Annotated in this window: 23 protein-coding genes and 2 riboswitches; of the genes, 20 read left to right on the top strand and 3 right to left on the bottom strand. The window is 69.1% G+C overall.

Translation table 11 applies throughout. The features are described from left to right. Nucleotides 1–18: 18 nt before the first annotated feature. A complete protein-coding gene (locus JWS14_RS11675; protein WP_072947168.1) occupies nt 19–438 on the top strand; it encodes a rhodanese-like domain-containing protein in 420 nt (139 codons plus the stop codon). Next, nucleotides 435–1658, top strand: coding sequence for an O-succinylhomoserine sulfhydrylase (locus tag JWS14_RS11670; protein ID WP_083395780.1), 1224 nt, complete (start codon nt 435–437; stop codon nt 1656–1658). Before JWS14_RS11675 ends, JWS14_RS11670 begins: the two co-directional genes overlap by 4 nt. A gap of 66 nt (nt 1659–1724) precedes the next feature. On the opposite strand, the gene JWS14_RS11665 is transcribed toward JWS14_RS11670, so the two are convergent. Beyond that, a complete protein-coding gene (locus JWS14_RS11665; protein WP_206013198.1) occupies nt 1725–2045 on the bottom strand; it encodes a WXG100 family type VII secretion target in 321 nt (106 codons plus the stop codon). A 93-nt stretch (nt 2046–2138) separates the two neighbouring features. Between JWS14_RS11665 and JWS14_RS11660 the strand changes: the two genes are divergently transcribed. Both JWS14_RS11660 and JWS14_RS11655 read left to right on the top strand, forming a co-directional pair. Beyond that, on the top strand, nt 2139–3809 hold the full coding sequence (locus JWS14_RS11660; RefSeq protein WP_206013196.1) for an alpha/beta hydrolase: 1671 nt from the start codon (nt 2139–2141) through the stop codon (nt 3807–3809). An 11-nt stretch (nt 3810–3820) separates the two neighbouring features. Next, a complete protein-coding gene (locus tag JWS14_RS11655; RefSeq protein ID WP_241031320.1) occupies nt 3821–4339 on the top strand; it encodes an LppA family lipoprotein in 519 nt (172 codons plus the stop codon). A gap of 21 nt (nt 4340–4360) precedes the next feature. On the opposite strand, the gene JWS14_RS11650 is transcribed toward JWS14_RS11655, so the two are convergent. Both JWS14_RS11650 and JWS14_RS11645 read right to left on the bottom strand, forming a co-directional pair. Further along, nucleotides 4361–5152, bottom strand: a complete 792-nt coding sequence (locus tag JWS14_RS11650) for an HAD-IIA family hydrolase (RefSeq protein WP_072947135.1) — start codon at nt 5150–5152, stop codon at nt 4361–4363. 76 nt (nt 5153–5228) lie between these two features. Continuing rightward, nucleotides 5229–5996 carry a sulfite exporter TauE/SafE family protein gene (locus tag JWS14_RS11645; RefSeq protein ID WP_072947134.1) on the bottom strand — a complete coding sequence of 256 codons (768 nt, stop codon included), beginning with the start codon at nt 5994–5996 and terminating at the stop codon, nt 5229–5231. A gap of 212 nt (nt 5997–6208) precedes the next feature. Then, nucleotides 6209–6305, top strand: a riboswitch (SAM riboswitch). Between the two features lie 7 nt (nt 6306–6312). Here JWS14_RS11645 and JWS14_RS51730 point away from each other — a divergent pair. The 16 genes from JWS14_RS51730 (at nt 6313) to JWS14_RS11575 (ending at nt 22256) form a co-directional block, all read left to right on the top strand. Beyond that, nucleotides 6313–6387: a putative leader peptide gene (locus JWS14_RS51730; protein ID WP_369426197.1), complete on the top strand. Its 75-nt coding sequence runs from the start codon at nt 6313–6315 to the stop codon at nt 6385–6387. A 146-nt stretch (nt 6388–6533) separates the two neighbouring features. Then, on the top strand, nt 6534–7526 hold the full coding sequence (locus tag JWS14_RS11640) for an amino acid ABC transporter permease (RefSeq protein ID WP_072947133.1): 993 nt from the start codon (nt 6534–6536) through the stop codon (nt 7524–7526). Beyond that, nucleotides 7523–8305, top strand: a complete 783-nt coding sequence (locus JWS14_RS11635) for an amino acid ABC transporter ATP-binding protein (protein ID WP_206013192.1) — start codon at nt 7523–7525, stop codon at nt 8303–8305. The genes JWS14_RS11640 and JWS14_RS11635 overlap by 4 nt, the downstream gene beginning before the upstream one ends. Before the next feature lie 36 nt (nt 8306–8341). Next, nucleotides 8342–9313, top strand: a complete 972-nt coding sequence (locus JWS14_RS11630) for an ABC transporter substrate-binding protein (RefSeq protein WP_072947131.1) — start codon at nt 8342–8344, stop codon at nt 9311–9313. An 11-nt stretch (nt 9314–9324) separates the two neighbouring features. Continuing rightward, nucleotides 9325–9861 (top strand): GNAT family N-acetyltransferase, encoded by a 537-nt coding sequence (locus JWS14_RS11625; RefSeq protein WP_072947130.1) that lies wholly within the window; start codon nt 9325–9327, stop codon nt 9859–9861. After that, complete coding sequence (locus JWS14_RS11620; protein ID WP_206013191.1) at nt 9858–10919, top strand: LLM class flavin-dependent oxidoreductase; 1062 nt, start codon at nt 9858–9860, stop codon at nt 10917–10919. The genes JWS14_RS11625 and JWS14_RS11620 overlap by 4 nt, the downstream gene beginning before the upstream one ends. Beyond that, nucleotides 10916–11974 carry an LLM class flavin-dependent oxidoreductase gene (locus JWS14_RS11615; protein ID WP_072947128.1) on the top strand — a complete coding sequence of 353 codons (1059 nt, stop codon included), beginning with the start codon at nt 10916–10918 and terminating at the stop codon, nt 11972–11974. The genes JWS14_RS11620 and JWS14_RS11615 overlap by 4 nt, the downstream gene beginning before the upstream one ends. A 15-nt stretch (nt 11975–11989) precedes the next feature. Next, nucleotides 11990–13384 (top strand): NtaA/DmoA family FMN-dependent monooxygenase, encoded by a 1395-nt coding sequence (locus tag JWS14_RS11610; protein ID WP_095862736.1) that lies wholly within the window; start codon nt 11990–11992, stop codon nt 13382–13384. Nucleotides 13385–13430: 46 nt separating this feature from the next. Further along, nucleotides 13431–13525, top strand: a riboswitch (SAM riboswitch). Nucleotides 13526–13529: 4 nt separating this feature from the next. Beyond that, a complete protein-coding gene (locus JWS14_RS51725) occupies nt 13530–13613 on the top strand; it encodes a putative leader peptide (protein ID WP_310794466.1) in 84 nt (27 codons plus the stop codon). A gap of 155 nt (nt 13614–13768) precedes the next feature. Next, entirely contained in the window at nt 13769–15400 is a 1632-nt protein-coding gene (locus JWS14_RS11605) for an ABC transporter substrate-binding protein (protein ID WP_206015981.1), read from the top strand. A 3-nt stretch (nt 15401–15403) separates the two neighbouring features. Further along, nucleotides 15404–16396: an ABC transporter permease gene (locus JWS14_RS11600; RefSeq protein ID WP_206013189.1), complete on the top strand. Its 993-nt coding sequence runs from the start codon at nt 15404–15406 to the stop codon at nt 16394–16396. After that, nucleotides 16389–17309: an ABC transporter permease gene (locus JWS14_RS11595; protein ID WP_095862453.1), complete on the top strand. Its 921-nt coding sequence runs from the start codon at nt 16389–16391 to the stop codon at nt 17307–17309. The genes JWS14_RS11600 and JWS14_RS11595 overlap by 8 nt, the downstream gene beginning before the upstream one ends. Then, nucleotides 17306–18964 (top strand): dipeptide ABC transporter ATP-binding protein, encoded by a 1659-nt coding sequence (locus JWS14_RS11590; protein WP_206013188.1) that lies wholly within the window; start codon nt 17306–17308, stop codon nt 18962–18964. Before JWS14_RS11595 ends, JWS14_RS11590 begins: the two co-directional genes overlap by 4 nt. Continuing rightward, on the top strand, nt 18957–20093 hold the full coding sequence (locus JWS14_RS11585; protein WP_206013186.1) for an LLM class flavin-dependent oxidoreductase: 1137 nt from the start codon (nt 18957–18959) through the stop codon (nt 20091–20093). Before JWS14_RS11590 ends, JWS14_RS11585 begins: the two co-directional genes overlap by 8 nt. A gap of 4 nt (nt 20094–20097) precedes the next feature. Continuing rightward, a complete protein-coding gene (locus JWS14_RS11580) occupies nt 20098–21462 on the top strand; it encodes an NtaA/DmoA family FMN-dependent monooxygenase (RefSeq protein ID WP_206013184.1) in 1365 nt (454 codons plus the stop codon). Next, nucleotides 21459–22256, top strand: a complete 798-nt coding sequence (locus JWS14_RS11575) for a DUF1684 domain-containing protein (RefSeq protein ID WP_072947121.1) — start codon at nt 21459–21461, stop codon at nt 22254–22256. The genes JWS14_RS11580 and JWS14_RS11575 overlap by 4 nt, the downstream gene beginning before the upstream one ends. Nucleotides 22257–22258: the final 2 nt, after the last annotated feature.

The following is a 22258-nucleotide window of genomic DNA, read 5'->3' as shown; positions in this document are numbered from 1 at the left end:
TTGTGAAAAGCTGACATGGTGAGTTACGCAGGCGACATAACGCCGGAGCATGCCTGGGAGCTGCTCCGCGACAATCCCGACGCGGTGCTGGTAGACGTGCGGACGGACGCCGAGTGGAAATACGTCGGAGTCCCCGACACGACCTCCCTCGGGCGGAAGACCGTGCTGATCGAATGGGTCAGCTACCCGACGGGCAGTCGTAACGACAACTTCGTGGACCAGCTGAAGGAGGCCGGGATCGCGGGCGGCGACAACGCCCCGGTGATCTTCCTGTGTCGCTCCGGCCAGCGGTCCATCGGTGCGGCGGAAGCCGCGACAGCGGCGGGCATCGGCCCGTCGTACAACGTGCTCGACGGTTTCGAAGGCGGCCTGGACGCCGACGGTCATCGTGGGGCGGTCGGCTGGCGGGCTCTGGGCCTGCCGTGGAGGCAGTGGTGAGTGCAATTCCTCAAGGCGGCGCGTTTCAGAAGGCGCTGCCGGACGACATCGGCCAGGGCACGATCAGCGTGCGCGGAGGAACCCTCCGTTCCGGCTTCGAAGAGACGTCCGAAGCGATTTTCCTGAACTCCGGTTTCGTGTTCGAGAGCGCGGGAGCGGCCGAGGCGTCGTTCACCGGCGACATCGACCACTTCGTCTACTCCCGGTACGGCAACCCCACCGTCAAGATGTTCGAGGAGCGGCTGCGCCTCATCGAGGGCGCGGAGGCCTGCTTCGGCACCGCCAGCGGAATGTCCGCGGTGTTCACCGCACTCGGTGCGCTGCTCAAGGCAGGCGACCGACTCGTCGCGGCGCGCAGCCTGTTCGGCTCCTGCTTCGTGGTGTGCAACGAGATCCTGCCCCGCTGGGGTGTGGAGACGGTGTTCGTCGACGGTGAAGACCTCGACCAATGGGAGAAGGCTCTGTCCGAGCCGACCACCGCGGTGTTCTTCGAGACACCATCGAACCCGATGCAGACACTCGTGGACGTGCCCCGGGTGGCGGAACTCGCACACGCCGCCGGCGCCAAGGTCGTGCTCGACAACGTGTTCGCGACCCCGCTGCTGCAGCACAGCCTGGAACTGGGCGCCGACATCGTCGTCTACTCCGGCACCAAGCACATCGACGGCCAGGGCCGCGTGCTCGGCGGGGCGATCCTCGGTCCGAAGGACTACATCGAGGGACCCGTCCAGAACCTCATGCGCCACACCGGGCCGGCACTGAGCCCGTTCAACGCGTGGACGCTCCTCAAGGGGCTCGAGACGATGCCGATCCGGGTGCGGCACTCCGTCGGCTCGGCACTGGAGATCGCCCAGTTCCTCGAAGGCCACTCCGCCGTCGACTGGGTCAAGTACCCGTATCTCGAGTCGCACCCCCAGTACGACCTCGCCAAGCGGCAGATGAGCGGCGGTGGCACCGTCGTCACCTTCGCGCTGAACGCGCCCGAGAGCGAAGCGAAGAAGCGGGCGTTCGAACTCCTCGACGCCCTGCGGCTGGTCAACATCTCCAACAACCTCGGCGACTCCAAGTCGCTCATCACCCACCCGGCCACCACCACCCACCGGGCGATGGGCCCGGAAGGTCGTGCGGCAGTGGGCATCACCGACGGCGTCGTCCGGCTGTCCGTCGGACTGGAAGACACCGCCGACCTCCTGACCGACCTGGAGCAGGCACTGGGATAGGCGCTTCGCGCCCGTGCGCCTTTCTGGTTGTTCCAGCAACCAGAACGGCGCACGAGCCCGGAGGGCCTAGAGGTCGAGGCTCGTGGCCGGCGCGACCGCGTGGAGGCGCTCGGCGGTCGTGGCGTCCTGGGTGTCGTATCGGTGGGCGCACTCGACGAGTGTCGCCGACATCTCGGCGAGGGTGCGCTGCAACGACTCCTGCCTGCCGTCGAGGTAGGACGTGAACAGGGCGAACCCGGCACCGGCCGCGTCCGGCCACGCAGCCCCCGAGTCGGCGACGGCAGCGTCGATGGGGTTCAGCCGTGAGAGTGCATCGTCGAACAGGGCGTCGAGCTGACCGGCCGCTGCGCGCAGGGTACCGGTGTCGACGTGGGTGGAACCGCTCATTTTCGATCCTTCGTGTCGGTCGAGACGAGATCGGACTCCCGCGGGCGCGATCGATCCGCTAGGGTACGGGCATTATGCATCCTGGGGGGGATCGTGAATCTGAGGGACATAACCCAGTGGGACGTCCGCGCGCTGCAGGCCGTGCAACGGTCGCTGTCCGAGCGGGCGGCGACCATCGCGTTCGTGCAGGACGGTCTCGCCGACATCGGCTGGTTGCCGGCGTGGCAGGACGAGGCTGCGGACGCCGCACGTGAGCGGTTCCGGATCGCCGCGGATGAACTGAGCGGCGAGGCGGCGTCGGTCGCCGTCGTCGAATCGCTGACCCGCGAGTTGTTCGACGCGGTCACGCACTTGCAGACCGAACTCGACGGCGTCCGGGACACTGCTCTCGCCCACGGTATGGCAGTGTCGGACAACGGGGACGTCGAGGACGTACCGGGACCGCCGGTCGACGTGCCGGACGCGTCGGGGCGCGAGGAAATCCGCGCCGAACTGGGTGCCGCGGCCCGGGCGTTGATCCTGCAGGCGGAGGACCTCGTCGACGACGCGGCTGCCGTCCTGACGCGGGCCGCGGACGGCGGTGTCGAACCCGGTGAGGTGGGTCGCGGCCTGTCCGCCCCCGCGCCGCCACCAGACGGTTCCCCGCTCGCCAACCGCGAGTACTGGGATGCCCTGCCCACAGCTCAGCGGCGCGAGGTGATCGAGCGGCATCCCGAGTGGGTGGGCGCCCGTGACGGCATTCCGTCCGCGGTGCGGCACGAGGCGAACGTGAGCCGATTCGCCGACGAGCGGTCGCGGTGGGAGTGGGAACGGGACCGCCTCCGGGAGAGGCTGGACCACAACGTGTTCGGTGGCGCGTTCACCGACGACGATGCACACCTGTGGTATGCCGAGCAGAAGCTGCAGGACCTCGACCACCTCGAGGCACTCGTCCGCGACCACCCGGACGGCAGGCTGATGCTGCTCGACCTGCAGTCGGGTGAACGGACGATGGCCGCGTTCGCGCTCGGCGACCCCGACACCGCCGACCACATCTCCGTCACCACCCCGGGCATCGACACCACCGTCGGCTCCCTCGCCGGAATGACCGACGAGGCGAGGGCGCTGAAGGCGGAAATCGAACGGCAGCTGGACCTGTCCGGACACACCGGCGACACGGTGTCGACGATCGCGTGGCTCGGGTATCAGCCGCCGACCACCACGGGCCCGGGCAATTACGACGTCCCGTTCATCGACCAGAACCTCGGGCGCGGATGGCTCCTCGATGCATGGCAGTCCGACCGCGCGACCGCGGGAGCCCCGAAGCTCGCCTCGTTCTACGAGGGTCTCGACGTCGCCTCGCAGACGCCCGACCCGCACATCACCGCCCTCGGACATTCGTATGGTTCGTACACCCAGGGCCTGGCCCTGCAGGTAGCGGGACCGCGGCAACCGGTGGACGACGCCGTGTTCTACGGTTCGCCCGGCTTCGATGCGAACGACGAATCGGACCTCGGGCTGGCACCCGGCCACGGGTTCGTGATGCGCGCGCACGACGACCCGATCACCGTGGCTGACGGGTTCGGCCGGCTCGGACCGGATCCGGTGCAGACCGATCTCGAGCAACTGTCGGTGCGTGCGGCGACGACCCCCGACGGCGTCCGGCGGGAAGATGCCAACGGGCACAGCGAGTATCCACGGCCGAGTGACAACGGCGAACTCCGGGCGTCGGGCTACAACATGTCCGTGATCGCGGCGGGTCTGCCGGAACTGGCGCTCCGGTGACGATCCGGTGGGTGACGAAGACGGTCGCCGTGATCGGCGCGGCGATCCTGACGAGCGGATGTGGTGGCATGACGGACAACCCGTACAACTTCGGCGACGAGGAGATCGCGGCGGCGGCCGAGAGCCTGAGCGGCAGGCCGACGCTCGCCGTCACCGAGAGACACGTCACCGATGCGCTGGTGCGGATCAGCGAAGCCGTCGGCGCGCTCGCTCCGGATGTCCAGTGGCGGTGGCATCGTGAACGCAGCCAGGGTGGCGGATGCCCCGGACCGTATGCCTACACGGCGGGGAAGTCCGTCACCACGCGAGCGCTACTGTCCGACAACCCGATCCGCGACGACGACTGGACGGCGGTGCTGGCGGCGGCCCGCGCGGTCGCCGCCGACGCCGGGATGGATCGGCTCGACGTCCACGTCGACGAGCCCGGACGTCACGATGTGACGTTCGCCGGTGGAGACGGGAACCGGATCACGTTCGGGACGTACAAGGCAGCCTCCCTCCGCGGCGTCACCGGCTGCCGCCACCCGTAAGTACTTGTTAACGTCCGGCGGTTAATAAGTACTCACGGGTGGCGCAGCCGCATCGCCGAACGGATCCGACGTGCGGCCGACCAGGTCGGCGACCGATTTGAGGACCGCGGTGGGGCGGTAGGGGAACAACTCCACCGAATCCCGCGTCGAGATTCCGGTGAGGACGAGGATGGTCTGCAGCCCGGCCTCGAGACCGCAGACGATGTCGGTGTCCATGCGGTCACCGATCATCAGTGTGTTCGCGGAGTGCGCGCCGATGGCCCGCAGGGCCGAGCGCATCATCAGCGCGTTCGGCTTGCCCACGTAGTACGGGTCGCGGCCGGTGGCCCGGCTGATCAGTGCCGCAACGGATCCCGTGGCCGGAAGGGAACCCTCGCGCGACGGTCCGGTGGGGTCGGGGTTGGTGGCGATGAAGCGAGCGCCTCTCTCCACCAGTCGAATTGCGGTGGTGATGGCCTCGAAGGAATAGGTGCGGGTCTCGCCGAGGACCACGTAGTCGGGATCGTTCTCGGTGAGGACGTATCCGATGTCGTGCAGTGCGGTGGTGAGCCCGGATTCGCCGACGACGTAGGCGCTGCCGCCGGGGCGCTGGTTCGCCAGGAACGTCGCGGTGGCCAGGGCGGACGTCCAGATCGATTCCTCGGGAATGTCCAGGCCGGTGCGGAGCAGCCGGGCGCGGAGATCGCGCGGAGTCCTGATGGAATTGTTGGTCAGGACGATGAACGGGGTGCCGGACTCCCGGAGTTCGGCCAGGAACAGGTCGGCGCCGGGGACCAGATGCTCTTCGTGGACGAGAACGCCGTCCATGTCCATGAGATAGGTCCAGCCCGGGTGCTCTACTTCGTTGCTCACCGACTCAGTATGGGGGAGCGGGAGGGTGCATGCGTGACTATGCGAGCAGCCGGAACAGGCCGATGAGACCGACGACGACGATGGTTCCCCGTAGTGCGGTGGGGGACAGGCGGCGGCCGTAGCGGGCGCCGAGGACGCCTCCGAGCAGCGAGCCCACCGCGATGAGGCCGGCGGCCGCCCAGCTGATCCGGTCGAAGGCCACGAGCGTGTACGCGGTCGCCGCGACGACGTTGACGATGAGCGACAGCAGATTCTTCGCGCCGTTCATCCGTTGCAGGCTCTCCGGCAGGATCGCGCCCATCACGCCCATCAGCAGAATGCCCTGCGCAGCGGTGAAGTATCCGCCGTACACGCCGACGGCGAACGTGCCGACGGTCAGCAGGGTGAGTCGCGCCGTGCTCAGGCCCGCCTCGTGGCTGCCACGCTGCTTCGCCCAGGCCTGGATCTTCGGCTGCAGCACCACCAGGATCAGGGCGAGGATCAGCAGCACCGGGACGACGAGTTCGAACACCGTTTCGGGGAGGTGCAGCAGCAGCCACGAGCCGAGAACCGCACCGCACAGGGACGCCGGGATCTGCCACCGCAACCGCGGCCCCTGCCCGGCCAGCTCCCGCCGGTACCCCCACGTGCCGGACACGCCACCGGCGACCAGGCCGATCGCGTTCGACATCGTCGCGGTCACCGGAGGGAACCCGAAAGCCACCAGGGTGGGGAAGGTGATGAGCGTGCCGCTGCCGACGATGGCGTTGATCGCGCCCGCGCCGACGCCGGCTACCAGGATCGCGATGACTTCGAGTGGTGTCACCGAGGCGACGTTACAAGGGCCTCGGACGGCCCGGCAGCCGGGTCACGCGGCGGTGGCGATACGCGACTGCTCGTCTCATCCAACCGCATCTCCGACCACTTGTCAGCACTTCTGCGCACGGTGATTCTTGCGTCCGCTCGACGCCATTTCCCCTGTGTTGCAGGGAAATACCCCGTGTTGACGACGTCCGGGAATGCAGCTAGTGTTCGCTTCAACCATCCAGAGCGACCGAGAGACCTGGCTCGTTGACGTCGCAGCAACCCTTCCGAATTTTTCGGGTGCGGGTGCTACCGCCGGGATCGATGGAAGGCAGCACATGAACTACCCCGCGCGCCCTGCGTGGCGCAGACGGCACATCGACCTGTGCCGTACCACCTCCTGCCACTGTTGACGAGGTCTCACCGCACGCTCACCGGGTAAAACGCCAGGTGAGCGCCTGACGCGCGCCCGCATCCCGCGGAAGACGCGCCCTCTTCCCCGTCCCGTCTCCAGGTGAAAGGCCGCCTCAGTGATGTCTGTTCCCAGTGGTGAGCGAGCGTGAGCGCCCCCGTCCGGGCGCGTTCGGCCGCGCCCCTTGATTCCGAACCGTCCGGCAATGGTGACCGGCCCGCGGACGCCGCGCTGGAGGTCGCACGGCGGTGGCACCCGTGGCGGTGGGTGGTCAGCGCCGCCGTGCTGGTGCTGCTCGCCCAGTTCGTCCACGGCCTCGCCACCAACCCGGGGTGGGACTGGGCGACGTTCGGCAAGTACTTCACCGCCGGCTCCGTGCTGCAGGCCCTGTGGATGACGGTGAAGCTGACCCTCTGGGGGACGGTCCTCGGATTCGCGCTCGGTGTGGTGCTGGCGGTCAGCCGCCTGTCGCACAACCCGGTGCTGCAGGTGATCGCCTGGGTCTACATCTGGGCGTTCCGGTCGATCCCGCTGATCGTGCAACTCCTGTTCTGGTTCAACATCACGTACCTGTATCAGACTCTGTCGCTGGGAATTCCGTTCGGACCGGGCTTCTTCACGTTCGAGGTCAACGGCGTCATCAGCGGCTTCACCGCCGCCGTCATCGGTCTGGCCCTGCACCAGGCCGCGTACTCCGCCGAGATCATCCGTTCCGGCATCATCTCGGTGGACCACGGGCAAATCGAGGCGGCGCAGTCGCTGGGTATTCCGCGTCGTCGCCAGTTCTTCAAGATCGTTCTGCCGCAGGCGATGCGCGGCATCCTGCCGAACGCCGCGAACGAGGTGATCAGCCTGTTCAAGGGCACGTCGATCGTGTCGACGATGGCGATCGCGGAACTGTTCTACCAGGTTCAGGTGATCTTCGGCCGCAACGGTCGCGTCGTGCCCCTGCTGATGGTCGCGACGATCTGGTACATCATCCTGACCACGCTGTTGTCGGTCGGCCAGTACTACGTCGAGCGGCACTACGCCCGCGGATCGGCTCGGGCACTGCCCCCGACTCCGTGGCAGAAGGTCACCCGGAAATTCGCCGAGATCCGCGACGCCGGCGTCTCCGTACCGAGAGGGGCCACGAAATGACGACCGACACCCAGCAGGCAGAGTTCGCGGTGGAGGTTCGCGGAGTCCACAAGTCCTTCGGCGCACTCGAAGTCCTCCAGGGTGTGGACCTGCTGGTCCGCAAGGGCGAGGTGACGGTGATCCTGGGCCCGTCGGGTTCCGGCAAGTCCACGCTGCTCCGCACGCTCAACCACCTGGAGAAGGTCGACCGGGGCACCATCCGGATCGACGGCGACCTCATCGGCTACCGGCGCAAGGGCAACAAACTCCACGAACTGCGGGAACGCGACATCCTGAAGCAGCGGTCCCGGATCGGATTCGTGTTCCAGAACTTCAACCTGTTCCCCCACCTCACGGTGCTGGAGAACGTGGTCGAGGCACCGGTGTCGGCGCAGGGCCGTGACCGGGCCGAGGTCGAGGCCGAGGCGATCGCCCTCCTCGAACGGGTCGGCGTGGGTGACAAGGCCCACGAGTACCCGCGGCAACTGTCCGGCGGCCAGCAGCAGCGGGTCGCGATCGCCCGGGCCCTCGCACTGCGCCCTGCGGTGATCCTGTTCGACGAGCCCACGTCGGCGCTCGACCCGGAACTGGTCGGCGAGGTTCTCGCCGTCATCAAGCAACTGGCACGCGACGGCGCCACCCTCGTCATCGTCACCCACGAGGTGGGTTTCGCGCGGGAGGTCGCCGACACGGCCGTCTTCATGGACGCCGGAGTCGTCGTGGAGCAGGGCCCGCCCGCGCAGGTCATCGACGACCCACAGCACGACCGCACCAAAGCTTTTCTCTCCCGAGTTCTCTGACCTCCACACCCCGGTGTGGATCCCCGAAAGGCACACATGTCCACCGCACGGTTCCGTAAGAAGATTCTGGCCTCGGCTCTCACCACCGTCGCGCTCCTCGCCGCCGCGTGCGGGGGCGGCGACGTCGAGGACGAGGGATCGGGGCCCACCTCGGCCGCCGGCTACAACCTCACCGCCGATCAGAATCGCATCACCACCGACGAGGTCGAGTCGATCGCCGCGAAGGTTCCCCAGCAGATCCGCGACCGCGGCACGCTCGTCGTCACGGGCAGTGCCGGTTCCGCCCCGCCGCTGCGCTTCTACGCCGACGACGACAAGACGCTGATCGGCTCGGAAACCGACTTCGCATACCTGATCGGCGACGTCCTCGGCCTGAAGGTCGATCTCCAGGCCGCGGACTGGGCGCAGAACTTCGTCCGGATCGACTCGGGGGAGGCCGACGCCTTCATCTCCAACGTCACCGTCACCGAGGAGCGGAAGGAGAAGTACGACTTCTCGACATACCGCCTCGACACGGTCGCGTTCGAGACGAAGAAGGACAGCGGCATCCAGATCAAGGAACCCAAGGACGTCGCGGGCCTGAAGATCGCGGTCTCCTCCGGCACCAATCAGGAAGCGCTGCTGGTGAAGTGGAGCGAGCAGAACGTGGCGGCCGGTCTCGAACCCACCGACATCACCTACTACCAGAACGCCACCGACTACTACCTGCCGCTCGCGTCGGGGCGGATCGACGCCTACTTCGGCCCCAACCCCTCCTCGTCGTTCCACGTGGCGCAGGCCGGGGAGACCGAGATCGCCGGAACGTTCTCGGGCGCCGGCGACGCACTCCAGGGTGAGATCGCCGTGCTCACCAAGAAGGACAACGGGCTGATTACCGCCGTCAACGAGGCCATCAACCATGTCATCGAGAACGGCACGTACGCACAGGTTCTCGACCGCTGGAACATCGCGAACGAGGCCGTGAACACGTCGGTCGTCAACCCGCCCGGGCTCCCGAAGACCAGCTGACAGGAGGAACAGTGAGCGAGAGGACCGACCCCGTGCAGACCGTGTTCGTCGATCAGACCGATCCACTGGCCGCGCCGCTGCTCGAAGAACTGGCGACCGAATACAGCACTCGGTACGGGCGGTCCCGCGACCAGATGTACGAGGATCTCAGCACGTATCCGGCGGAAGAGTTCGCCGCGCCGGGGGGCGCGCTGCTCGTCGTGGTCGAGGACGGGATGTCGGTGGCGGGCGGGGCCTTCCGCCGCTACGACGACACGACCGCGGAACTCAAGCGGATCTGGACCTCGTCCTCGCACCGCAGGCGCGGACTCGGGCGCATCGTGCTGCGGGAACTCGAGGCCGAGATCGTCCGGGCCGGCTACTCGCGCATCTTCCTCACCACCGGGCCGCGGCAACCCGAGGCGGTGGCCCTGTACCTGGCCGCGGGGTACACGGCGCTGTTCGACCGCTCCCTCCCACCGCAGGAAATCGGGGTCCACGGATTCGAGAAGCTCCTGCACACCGCCCTGCCTTCCGACTGCGCCGCAAAGGAGTACGAGTCCGTATGAAGTTTCTGCTGATGAGCCTGATCACTCACCACCCGGATCCGGTGACCGGGGAGAAGATCGGCACCGCGGCCAGGCTGCGGGAGGTCGTGGAATCGGCCGTCCTCGCCGAGCAACTGGGGTACGACGGTTTCGCGGTGGGCGAGCGCCACGAACACCCCTTCCTGTCCTCGTCGCCGCCCGTGGTGCTCAGCGCCATCGCGGCGCGGACCACCACCCTGCAGTTGTGGACCGCGGTGACCACGCTGAGCCTGCTCGACCCGGTCCGTGCGTTCGAGGACTACTCGACGCTCGACAACCTGTCGGGTGGCCGGCTGCAGCTCATCATCGGCAAGGGAAACGGCACCGCGCAGGCACAGCTGTTCCACGTCACGCCGGACGACCAGTGGGACCGCAACCGAGAAGGGTACGAGCTGTTCCGGAAGTTGTGGGAGAGCGAGGACGTCACCTGGGAGGGCACGTTCCGGCCGTCGCTCGAGCACGCCGTCGCGCTGCCCCGCCCGTTGCAGCGGCGGATCCGGATCTGGCACGGCAGCGCGACGAGCAAGGAATCGGTGGATCTCGCCGCCCGCTACGGAGATCCGATCTTCTCCGCGAACGTGACGTATCCCATCGACTCCTACGCCGAACTCGTCCGGCACTACCGCGAACGGTGGACCCATTACGGTCACGATCCCGCCGACGCCCTCGTCGGCGCCGGGACCGCCGGGTTCTACGTCACACCGAACTCGCAGGACGCGCTCGACGTGTGGCGGCCGATTCACGCCGCCCGGCTCGACTTCGCCCGCAGGGCAGGACTTCCCGTGGTATTCGAGACCCTCGAGGACTTCGTCGAACGCAGCTCCGCGCTGATCGGCAGCCCGCAGCAGGTGATCGACAAGGTGCAGCGCTACCACGAGCAGTTCGGCCACGAGGTGATCCACCTGAGCGCCGACCGCGTCGGCAGCGACAAACAGCACCGCGAGAGCCTCGAGCTGTTCCAGGCCGAGGTGGCGCCCGTGTTGCGCGAGACCATTCCGAGCCGCCCCCTCGCGGCCGACACAGAGGAGGAACGGCCATGAGCCTGCATCTGGGCATCGAACTCGACGGCGAGGGAACGCATCCCGAGGCCTGGCGGCGCGCCGCGCACACACCCGACCGGTTGCTGACCGGGCGAACGGTGGCGGACCGGGTCGCTGCGGCGGAGAACGCCGGTTTCACATTCGCCTCCTTCGACGATTCGCTGCTGCCGCCCGGCGCCGTCGGGGGACCCGTCGGCCGGATCGACGCCGTGAACCGCGCCGCGTTCGTGGCCGCGACCACCAGCACGATCGGTCTCGTACCGGTGGTCGGCACCACCTACGCCGAACCGTTTCACACGTCCTCCCAGCTCGCGACACTCGACTACGCGTCGCGGGGCCGCGGCGGCTGGATCGCCGCACGCGACACCGACCCGCGGGTCGCGGGCGCACTGGGCCGGACCGAGATCACCGCACCCGCCGACCTCGCGCGGGAGGAGCGGGACGCGATCGCCGTGGTCCGGAACCTGTGGGATTCCTGGGAGGACGACGCGGTGATCCGCGACTACGCCACCGGCCGTTTCGTCGACCGCGACCGGCTGCACTACATCGACTTCCGGGGCGAGACGTACTCGGTGAAGGGTCCGGCGATCGTGCCGCGGCCGCCGCAGGGGCAACTGGTGGTGTTCGGACTCGACGGGCAGACCGATCCGACCCAGGTCGACGTGGTGCTGGTGTCCGGGACGACGCCCGGTGACATCGCCGACGCCGCCGCGCGGGCGAAGGACCGCGGGGCGGCGCTGGTGTTCGCCGAACTCGACGTGGCGCTGGGCGCAGCCACTCCCGCCCCGTCGAGTGAGCGGCTGTCGTTCGCCGGCGAGGCCACCGGACTGGTGGAACTGCTGCGCGCACTGGATTCGCAGGTCGACGGTGTGCGCCTGCATCCCGCCGTGGTCGACGAGGACCTCCCGGTGCTGGCGCGGTACGTGATCCCGGCACTCCTGCGCGCCGGTGCCGCCCACCGTCCCGTTCCCGGTTCGACTCTGCGCAGCACGCTCGGACTCGACCGCCCCGCCAACCGATTCCGGGCCGAGCGCCTCGCAGAATCCTCTCGCTGAAAGGTTGTGGAGATCATGACCGACGACTCATACGCCCGGCCCGAAGCCCAGGTGCATTTCGGGGTCTTCTTCCAGGGCGTCAACCACACGACGATCTGGTCGGATCCGACGAGCGGATCGCAGATCGACTTCGAAACGTTCCGTCGGGTGGCACAGACCGCCGAGCGGGGCCTGTTCGACGCCTTCTTCCTGGGTGAGGGTCTACGCCTGCGGGAACAGGAAGGCAAGATCCTCGATCTCGACATCGTGGGCAGGCCGGATGCGATCACCCAGCTCTCGGCGCTGGCCGGCATCACCCGGCACATCGGGCTGGTGGCCACCCAGAACACCACCTACAACGAACCGGCCGACCTCGCCCGGCGACTGTCCGGGCTGGACCTGCTGTCCGGCGGACGCGCCGGCTGGAACGCCGTCACCACGGACAACGCGTGGACCGGTGAGAACTTCCGGCGCGGCGGCTTCCTCGATCACGCCGACCGGTACGAGCGGGCCGGGCAGTTCCTGGGCACCGCGCGGGCGATCTGGGACGCGTGGGCCGACGGCGCCGTCGCGACGAGCACCGAAGCGCCGTCCTGGGCCACCGCGGGCAGTGTGCAGGACGTGTCGCGGCGCACGTCGCAGTTCGACGTCACGATCACCCCCACCCTGCCGCGCAGCGCCCAGGGCCATCCCGTCATCTTCCAGGCCGGCGACTCACCGGCAGGCAGGGACTTCGCGGCCACGCACGCCGACGTGATCTTCTCCCGCCACGGAACCCATTTCGACGAGGCGCTCGGCTTCGCCGAGGACATCCGGGCGAGACTGCGCCGCGCGGGGCGCCCCGAGGACGACGTCAAGATTTTGCCGGGCACCCAGATCGTGCTCGCGGAGAACGCGTCCGAGGTGGAGGACAAGGTCCGCTGGGTCCGCGAAGGCCAGTACACCGGGCAGACGGCGCTGTCGCTGGTCGGTCAGGTGTGGGGCCGCGATCTGTCCGATCGCGACCCGGACGGTCCACTGCCCGAATTCGATCCGGTGCCCGCACCGATCTCCGTCACCCGCGGGGCCGCCCGCGACGGCAAGGACCCGCTCGCCATCGCCCGCGAGTGGCGCGCCCTGGCGGAGGCGCAGAACCTGTCGCTGCGGCAGGTCGCGATCGCGACCACTCAGCGGTCCGGTTTCGCGGGCACCCCCGGGCAGGTCGCCGACGAACTCACCCGGTGGGTTCGCAGCGGGGCGACCGACGGATTCAACATCTCGCCGTACCTGGTGCCCACCGGACTCGACGAGATCGTCGACCTGCTCGTGCCCGAACTGCAGGAGCGCGGCTCGTACCGAACGGAATACGAAGGCGCGACCCTGCGTGAGCATCTCGGTCTCCGCCCGCCGCTGTCGCGACGGGAACTCCCGCCCCGGCAGGCAGTCGGGTAGCGGGGGCCGTGTGGCGCGGCGACCGGCGATCTCTTACACTCGGTAACGACCATCCAGAGCGACCGAGAGACCTGGCTCGTTGACGTCGCAGCAACCCCCCCGCCCCGCGGGTGCGGGTGCTACCGCCGGGATCGATGGAGGAACCATGTTGACCGAAGGCTTCGTGAGCGCCTGGGGGCGTCTGCACGTCGATCTCTGCCGGTTGTCCACCTCCATCTGTCACAGCTGATCTGACACCCCGGCAGACATCCGGGGTTCTTGCTCTACACACCGCATCCGCGTCGGATCCGGTGTCCCTCACCTTTCTGTGCGCGTGAGCGCTGCCCACTCGACGGGTAGCGCGCACGGCACTTCTTCGAGATCACGGAGTTCTCGGTGCCATCAGTGCCTTTGTCCTCGTCCCACCGCGGCCGCATCGCGGCAGGTATCGGCGCCGCCGCCGTGCTGGCCACGGCGCTCACCGCCTGCGGTGGCGGCTCCAGCAGTTCCTCCGCGGACGCGGGCCCGCCCCAGCCCGGCGGCACCCTCCGCTACGGCCTGTCCCAGGCACCCACGTGCGCCGACCCCGCGCAGTCGGGCACCAACCAGACGATCTACGTGGCCCGGCAGGTGGTGGACTCGCTCACCGACCAGGACCCGGAGACGGGCGAACTGAAGCCGTGGCTGGCCGAGAGCTGGGACACCGACGCCGACGCGTCCTCCTTCACGTTCCATCTGAAGGAGGGGGTGACGTTCAGTGACGGAACGCCTTTCACCGCGGAGTCGGTGAAGAAGAACCTCGACGCCATCGTGAACACCCTCACCGGGGCCAAGGCCGCACTGGGTGCCAGCTACCTCACCGGGTACACGGGCACCACCGTGATCGACCCGCAGACCGCGCAGGTCGACTTCGCCGCACCCAACGCGCAGTTCCTCCAGGCGTCGTCCACCCCGCAGCTCGGCATCCTGTCCGACGCGTCCGTCGCGAAGTCCGCCGAAGAGCGGTGCACCGGCAACATCTCGGGCACCGGGCCGTTCACGTACGCCGACTACCAGCAGGACAAGTCGGTCACCCTCGCCAAGCGCGCCGGATACAACTGGGGTTCCGACGTGTTCGCCCACGACGGCGAGGCCTACCTCGACACCATCGAGTTCACCGTCGTCCCCGAATCCGGTGTCCGCACGGGCAGCCTGTCCTCGGGACAGCTGGACGCGATCAGCGACGCGCTGCCGCAGGACGCCCCGCAGATCGAAGGTGCGGGCGGGCAGGTGCTCACCACCTCGAATCCCGGAACCCCGTTCGGCTTCCAGCCCAACGTGACCCGCGGACCGCTCGTCGACCCCGTCGTGCGCAGCGCGCTGGTGCCGGCGATCAACCGGCAGGAACTGGTCGACACCGTGCTCGGCCCCAACTTCAAGCCGGCCACCAGCACCCTGGCCAGCCGCACCCCGGGCTACGTGGCACTGCCCGGCGTGACGTACGACCCGGAGAAGGCGAAGTCGATCCTGGATCAGGCGGGCTGGGTGCCCGGCGCCGACGGCATCCGCGAGAAGGGTGGTCAGAAGCTCGCCTTCCCCGTTCTGTTCAGCTCCGTGTTCGCCGGCAACCAGGCCATCCTCGAACTGGTGCAGCAGCAGCTCAGAGCGGTGGGAGTGGACCTGCAGCTCGACCTCGTGTCGACCCCGGAGGCCACCGCCCGCCAGAATTCCAAGGACTTCGACGCCACCTACTACAACAGCACCCGTGCCGACGGCGACATCCTGCGCACCCAGTTCGGGCTCGAAGGCCGCAACCTGAACAGCCGCGGCCCGATTCCCGCGCTCGACGACGTGCTGGCGAAGCAGCTCGCCACCACCGATCCCGCCGCGCGGAGCGCGCTCGTCGCCGACGCCCAGCAGCAGATCCTCGACAACGGCCTGTGGATCCCCACGGTGGAGTTGTCGCAGGCGATCGGCGCGGGCCCGAACGTGCAGGACCTGAAGTTCGAGGCCTCGGCCCGGCTCCAGTTCTTCGACACCTGGATCAGCGGACGCTGAGCCATGATTCGCTACCTCGGACTCCGCGTGCTGCAGGCGATCGCCGTCCTGTGGGCGACGTTCACCGTGTCGTTCGCCGTGCTGTTCCTCCTGCCGTCCGACCCGGTGAGCATCGCCGTCGACTCGGCGTCCACCGGGACGACGGTCGACGCGGCGGCCGTCGCGGAACTGCAGGCGCGGTACGGACTCGACCAGCCGGTGTGGGTGCAGTACTGGAACTCGCTGAGCCACGCCGTCCGCGGTGACTTCGGGTACTCGATCGCCACCGGGCAGTCGGTGACCGAGGCCATCGGCAACGCGGTGCCCAGCACTCTCGCGCTGGCGTCCGCGGCGCTGGTCCTCGCCGTCGTGTTCGGGGCGGGGGTCGCGTTCCTCGCCACCTACACGCGCGTCCACTGGGTGCGGAACCTGCTGTTCTCCCTGCCCCCGCTCGGTGTCGCGGTGCCGACGTTCTGGGTGGGCCTGATTCTGCTGCAACTGTTCTCGTTCCGGCTGAAGGTCTTCCCCGCGTTCGGCGATCAGGGGGTCGCGACGCTGGTGCTGCCGGCGGTGACGCTCGCGCTCCCGACCGGGGCCGTCATCGCCCAGGTGCTCGCGGCGAGTCTGCAGACCACGTGGCGGCAGCCGTTCATCGAGGCCGCGCGGGCGAAGGGGGCGTCGCGCTGGCAGATCCAGACCCGGCACGCGCTGCGCCTGTCGAGCATTCCCGCGTTCACCATCGCCGGTGTGCTCGTCGGCAATCTGCTGGCGGGATCGGTCGTCGTCGAGACGGTGTTCTCCCGCGCCGGGGTGGGGCGGCTCACCCAGACTTCCGTGATGGCGCAGGACATTCCGGTGGTCCAGGGCATCGTGGTGTTGAGCTCGCTCGTCTACGTCCTCGTCAATCTCGCCGTGGATCTGCTCTACCCGCTGATCGACCCCAGGATCGTCGAGGGCAGGCGGAGTTCCGAGCGCAGCGACACCGTCGCGAATGTGGAGGAGAAGGTTCATGTCTGACATCCTCACCAGAGAACTGATCGAGGAGGCCGAGGGTTTCGGCCCTCCGCCGGTCGACGCGCCTCCCACAGTCGCGCCCCGTCCGCACGGCCGCGGACGCCGCGTGGTGGCGTGGTGGCGTCGCAACCTCGTGCTCGTCGCCTCGGCGGCGGTGCTCCTCGTCGCGGTCGGATTCGCGGTGGCGCCGTCGGTGTTCGCGAGCGGCGACCCGCTGGTCGGGGTGCCCGCGCAGAAGCTGCAGGCGCCGAGTGCCGCGCACTGGTTCGGCACCGACAACATCGGACGCGACGTGTACACCCGGGTGGTGCACGGCGCCGGATTGTCGCTGACCGCGACACTGCTGGCGGTGGGCATCGCACTGGTCGTCGGTTCGCTGATCGGACTGCTGTCCGGCGCCCTCGGAGGTGCTCTGGACGCCGTCCTGATGCGGGTCGTCGACGTCCTCCTGTCGATTCCCGCGCTGCTGCTCTCGCTGGCACTGGTGACCGCACTGGGATTCGGCACGGTCAACGTCGCGATCGCGGTGGGCGTGTCGCTGATCGCGAACTTCGCCCGCGTGATGCGGTCGGAGGTGCTGCGGGTGCGGCGGTCGCTGTACGTCGAGGCCGCGTTCGCGTCGGGTGTCCGCTGGCACACGGTGCTGCGCCGCCACGTGCTGCGGAACTCGTACGCGCCGGTCGTCGCCCTCGCCGCCGTCGAGTTCGGCATGGCGGTCCTCGCGGTGTCGTCGCTGAGCTTCCTCGGGTTCGGCGCGGTGCCGCCCACCCCGGAATGGGGCTCGCTGATCTCCGAGGGCCGGAACTACCTCGCCACCGCGTGGTGGATGACAACCCTGCCCGGACTGGTGATCGTGGCCGTCGTGCTGTCGGCGCACCGGCTCGGGCATGCACTCGAACAGAGAGAAGTGCGATGAGCGCGAACGACACTCCGCTGCTGCAGGTCTCCGGACTGCGGGTGGCGTACGGGAGCGCCGGCGAACCCATCGTGGCCGTGCAGGGCGTCGACCTCACGGTCGCGCGCGGTGAGGTGGTGGCCGTGGTCGGCGAGTCCGGCTCCGGAAAATCCACCACGGCGCACGCCATTCTCGGACTGCTCAGCGGATCCGGGCGGGCCGTCGCCGGCACCGTCACGTTCGACGGTGAGCGTCTCGACACCAAGTCGGAACGCGCACTCGAACGCGTCCGCGGCGCCCGGATCGGCCTCGTTCCGCAGGACCCGACGACGTCGCTCAACCCGGTCCTGCGGGTCGGCGCCCAGGTGGCGGAGGTGCTCCGGATCCACGGTCTCGCCGACCGGCGGACGGCAGGCATCGAGGCGGTGCGCATTCTGGCCGAGGCCGGGATCGACGAGCCCGAGGTGCGGGCGCGGCAGTACCCGCAGGACCTGTCCGGCGGGCAACGGCAGCGTGTCCTGATCGGGATCGCACTGGCGTGCAGCCCCGAACTCGTGATCGCGGACGAACCGACCAGCGCCCTCGACGTCACCGTGCAGCGCCGGATCCTCGATCATCTCGACGCGCGGATCGCCGAATCCGGCACCGCGGTCCTGCTGATCACGCACGATCTGGGTGTCGCGGCCGACCGGGCGGACCGGATCGTGGTGATGAGCCAGGGCGAGGTGGTGGAAGCCGGCCCGACCCGTCAGATCCTCGCGAACCCACAGCACGAGTACACCCGCACCCTGCTGGCCGCGGCGCCGAGCCTGTCGGTGGGACAGGACCGCACCCGCGGCGAGGAGGCGGGCGGAGCCGGCCCCGACGTCCTGCTGCGCGTCTCCGGGGTGTCCAGGACGTTCAGGATCGACCGGCGCACGTCCATCGACGCCGTCCGGGACGTATCGTTCGAGGTCCCCCGCGGGCGCACCCTGTCGCTGGTGGGGGAGTCCGGGTCGGGCAAGTCCACGGTGGCCCGGATCGCGATCCGGCTGGAGTCGCCCACCGCGGGCCGCGTCGAGTTCGACGGCCGGGACATCACCGGTCTGCGCGGCGGCGCGCTGCGGGCACTGCGCCGGCGGGTGCAGATCGTGTACCAGAACCCGTACGCCTCCCTCGATCCGAAACTGGCGATCGCGGACATCGTCGCGGAACCGCTCGGTGCGTTCGATGTCGGAACCAGGGCGGAGCGGGCCGCGCGGGTGGCCGAACTGCTCGAACAGGTCGCGTTGCCGCGCACCTACCTCGAACGCCGGCCGGCCGAGCTGTCCGGCGGGCAACGTCAACGGGTCGCCATCGCCCGCGCGCTCGCTCTGCGCCCCGAACTCGTGGTGCTGGACGAACCGGTGTCGGCCCTGGACGTCTCGGTGCAGGCGCAGATCCTCGGACTGCTCGAGAGCCTGCAACGCGACCTCGGGCTCAGCTACCTCTTCATCTCGCACGACCTCGCCGTGGTCCGGCAGATCAGCGACACGGTCGCGGTGATGCGGTCCGGCCGCATCGTCGAATCGGGCACCGCGGCCGACATATTCGACAACCCGCGCCACGACTACACCCGGCAGCTGCTCGACGCCATCCCGGGACGGTCCGTCGGGCGCCCACGTTCCGCACAGCTGGAGGAATCGATTCATGCCTGAGCCACACCGTCCCCTCGTCGCCGTCGATCTGTACGGCACGGGGATTCATCCGCAGTCCTGGCGTCGCCAGGACTCGCGCGCCGAGGACCTCTTCACCGCCGCCTACTGGACCGGCCTGATCGGGCAGGCCGACTCGGCCGGCGTGGACCTCGCGTTCGTCGGCGATTCCTTCGCGATCGCCACGACCGGACATGCCGATCAGCGTGGGCAACTGGACGCCGTGGCGATCACCGCCCGGGCCGTCGCGTCCACCGAGCGCATCGGCCTCGTCCCCACGGTGACCGTCACGCACACCGAACCGTTCCACGTGTCCAAGGCGATCGCCAGCCTCGACCACGCGTCGGGCGGCCGGGCCGGGTGGCAGGTCGACGTGTCCTCCGGTCAGGTCCAGGCGGATCTGTTCGGGCGCAAGGACGCGCAGGACGCCGAGAATCTGTGGGCGGAGGCGGCCGACGCGATCGAGGTGGTCGGCCTGCTGTGGGACAGCTGGGAGGACGACGCCGAGATCCGCGACGTGGCCACCGGCCGTTTCATCGACCGGGACAAGCTGCACTACATCGATTTCGAGGGAGACCACTTCTCCGTCAAGGGTCCCTCGATCACGCCGCGGTCGCCGCAGGGGCAGTCGCTGATCGTGATCGGTGCGCGGGACGAGCACTCCACCCGGGTCGCCGCCGCCCGCGCCGACGTGATCCGCATCGCCGCGCCCACCGTCGACGCCGCGCGCGACGTCGCGGTCCGGGTGCGACGTGCTGCGGCCGAGGCCGGTCGCGACCCCGCGACGCTGCGGATCCTGCTCGACGTCGAGGTGGTGATCGCCGAGACCGCCGATGCCGCCGAGCGTGACCTCGCGCAACTCGAGAACTGGTCCGGCGCCCGGTACGAGCCGGCGTCGGTTCTCTACCGCGGCGACGCGCCGGGACTGGCCCGGCTGATCACGGACGTGGCGGCCACCGGGGACGTCGACGGCGTCACCCTGCGGCCGCTGGCGCTGCCGTCCGGCCTGGATGCCATCACCGGCAGCGTCCTGCCCCTGCTGCGCTCGAACGACCCGGCCCCGGGCGGCGGACTGCTCCGGGAACGACTCGGCTTCACCCGTCCCGCCAACCGCTTCGCCGGACAGGACTGACAGCATGAGCAACCAGCGCAAGCAGATTCACCTCGCCGCACACTTTCCCGGCGTCAACAACACCACCGTGTGGAGCGACCCCGAATCGAAGAGCCAGATCGACTTCGACTCGTTCGTGCACCTCGCGGAGACCGCCGAACGCGGCCTGTTCGACTTCTTCTTCCTCGCCGAGGGCCTGCGCCTGCGCGAGCACCGGGGCCGGATCCACGACCTCGACGTGGTGGGCCGCCCCGACACGTTGACGGTGCTCGGCGCACTCGCCGGCGCGACGACCCATCTGGGCCTGGCCGGGACGATCAACACGACGTTCAACGAACCGTACGAGCTGGCACGGCAATTCGCTTCACTCGACCACCTGTCCGGTGGCCGGGCCGCCTGGAACATGGTGACGTCCTCGGACGCGTTCACGGGGGAGAACTTCCGGCGCGGAGGATATCTCGACAAGGCCGACCGCTACGTCCGCGCCGGCGAAGTGATCCAGGGCGCCCGAAAGTTCTGGGACAGCTGGGATCGGGACGCACTGCAGATCGACCGTGCCCGGGGAGTGTTCGCCCCGGACCAGTCGATCCGCGAGGTCACGCACTCCGGCGCACAGTTCGACATCCGGGGACGCTTCACCGTTCCCCGGAGCCCACAGGGGCACCCGGTGTTGCTGCAGGCCGGCGATTCCGACGAGGGCCGTGAATTCGGCGCCGCCCAGGCCGACGCGATCTTCACCATCCACGGATCACTCGAGGACGGCCGGAAGTTCTACTTGGACGTCAAGGGCAGGCTCGCGAAGTACGGGCGCGGCCACGACGACCTCAAGGTGCTGCCCGCAGCGACGTTCGTACTGGGCGACTCCGCGGCGGACGCGGCCGAACGCGCCGACCACATCCGGCATCAGCAGGTGGGACCGCAGACCGCGATCGCGTTCCTCGAACAGGTCTGGGGGCGTGATCTTTCCGGGTACGACCCGGACGGACCGCTGCCGGACGTCGAACCGGCGGAAGACTCGACCATCACCCGCGGCCGGGTCCGCCACGCGAAGGACCCGCGCGAGATCGCGGGCCAGTGGCGGGCGAAGGCGGAAGCCGAGAAACTCAGCATCCGGGAACTGATCATCGCCGTCACCACCCGCCAGCAGTTCGTCGGAACTCCCACCGAGGTGGCCGAGGAGATCGACCGCTACGTGCAGGCCGACGCGTGCGACGGCTTCATCCTGGTACCGCACCTCACCCCGGCCGGGCTGGACGAGTTCGTCGAGAAGGTGGTCCCGGAGTTGCAGAACCGCGGCAGTTTCCGCTCCGAGTACTCGGGGACGACCCTGCGCAGCCATCTCGGACTGCGCCATCCGCATCATCAGACAGAAGGAGTTCGGGCATCATGACCGCAGTCACCGAAGACGCGACATTCGAGCAGGGCTGGCAGGACTGGCATTCGGCGCGCGAGGACTACTTCCGCGAACCGCTGGGCTGGCTGAGCCTCACGGCGCTGCACTGGCTCGTCGAGACCGACACCACGTTCCCCGACCTGCCCGGCAAGTGGCGGGCCGACGCGGACGGCCTGATCGTCACGGCCCCGGCCGACGCCGGTCTCGAGATCGACGGCGAGACGGTCGACGGCACGGCGACGCTCGCACCGCAGGAGGGCGCCCCCGGTCTGCTCGTACGCCACGGCAATCGCACCGTCGAGGTGATCCGCCGGACCGGCGACGTCGCCCTGCGGATCCACGACCCCGAGGCCGCCACCCTCGCCGCGTTCACCGGCATCCCGGCGTTCCTGCCGGCACGGCAGTGGGCGGTGCCGGCAACGTTCACCCCGTTCCCGCAGTCCCGCGTCGTGACGACGGGTGCCGTCGTCGAAGGGCTCGAGCACCACCACACGGCGCTGGGGTCGCTCGCCTTCGAGCACGACGGCGCCGCACACGAACTCGTTGCGTTCGCGGGCAAGGACGGTGGGCTGCAGGTGCTGTTCACCGATGCCACCAGCGGGGTCAGCACGTACCCCGCGGCGCGGTCACTGGCCGTCGACGCCCCCGCCGCGGACGGCCGGGTGATCCTCGACTTCAACCGGGCGTCCAACCTGCCGTGCGCGTTCACCGACTACGCCACCTGCCCGGTCGCGCCCGCCGAGAACCGGCTGACGCTCGCGGTCGAGGCCGGCGAGAAGAACCCGCGGTAGGC

It is taken from the genome of Rhodococcus koreensis (assembly GCF_017068375.1).
Taxonomy (GTDB): Bacteria; Actinomycetota; Actinomycetes; order Mycobacteriales; family Mycobacteriaceae; genus Rhodococcus_F; species Rhodococcus_F koreensis.
The sequence above is the reverse complement of the archived record's forward strand: the minus strand, read 5'-3'. Positions and strand labels throughout refer to the sequence as shown.

Bases quoted from the DNA above. Each gene is read 5' to 3' on its own strand.
- JWS14_RS11665 (WP_206013198.1), bottom strand. From the start codon at position 2,045: ATGAGCGGTTCCACCCACGTCGACACCGGTACCCTGCGCGCAGCGGCC.
- JWS14_RS11650 (WP_072947135.1), bottom strand. From the start codon at position 5,152: ATGGACATGGACGGCGTTCTCGTCCACGAAGAGCATCTGGTCCCCGGC.
- JWS14_RS11635 (WP_206013192.1), top strand. From the start codon at position 7,523: ATGACGACCGACACCCAGCAGGCAGAGTTCGCGGTGGAGGTTCGCGGA.
- JWS14_RS11630 (WP_072947131.1), top strand. From the start codon at position 8,342: ATGTCCACCGCACGGTTCCGTAAGAAGATTCTGGCCTCGGCTCTCACC.
- JWS14_RS11620 (WP_206013191.1), top strand. From the start codon at position 9,858: ATGAAGTTTCTGCTGATGAGCCTGATCACTCACCACCCGGATCCGGTG.
- JWS14_RS11615 (WP_072947128.1), top strand. From the start codon at position 10,916: ATGAGCCTGCATCTGGGCATCGAACTCGACGGCGAGGGAACGCATCCC.
- JWS14_RS11610 (WP_095862736.1), top strand. From the start codon at position 11,990: ATGACCGACGACTCATACGCCCGGCCCGAAGCCCAGGTGCATTTCGGG.
- JWS14_RS51725 (WP_310794466.1), top strand. From the start codon at position 13,530: ATGTTGACCGAAGGCTTCGTGAGCGCCTGGGGGCGTCTGCACGTCGAT.
- JWS14_RS11600 (WP_206013189.1), top strand. From the start codon at position 15,404: ATGATTCGCTACCTCGGACTCCGCGTGCTGCAGGCGATCGCCGTCCTG.
- JWS14_RS11595 (WP_095862453.1), top strand. From the start codon at position 16,389: ATGTCTGACATCCTCACCAGAGAACTGATCGAGGAGGCCGAGGGTTTC.
- JWS14_RS11590 (WP_206013188.1), top strand. From the start codon at position 17,306: ATGAGCGCGAACGACACTCCGCTGCTGCAGGTCTCCGGACTGCGGGTG.
- JWS14_RS11585 (WP_206013186.1), top strand. From the start codon at position 18,957: ATGCCTGAGCCACACCGTCCCCTCGTCGCCGTCGATCTGTACGGCACG.
- JWS14_RS11580 (WP_206013184.1), top strand. From the start codon at position 20,098: ATGAGCAACCAGCGCAAGCAGATTCACCTCGCCGCACACTTTCCCGGC.
- JWS14_RS11575 (WP_072947121.1), top strand. From the start codon at position 21,459: ATGACCGCAGTCACCGAAGACGCGACATTCGAGCAGGGCTGGCAGGAC.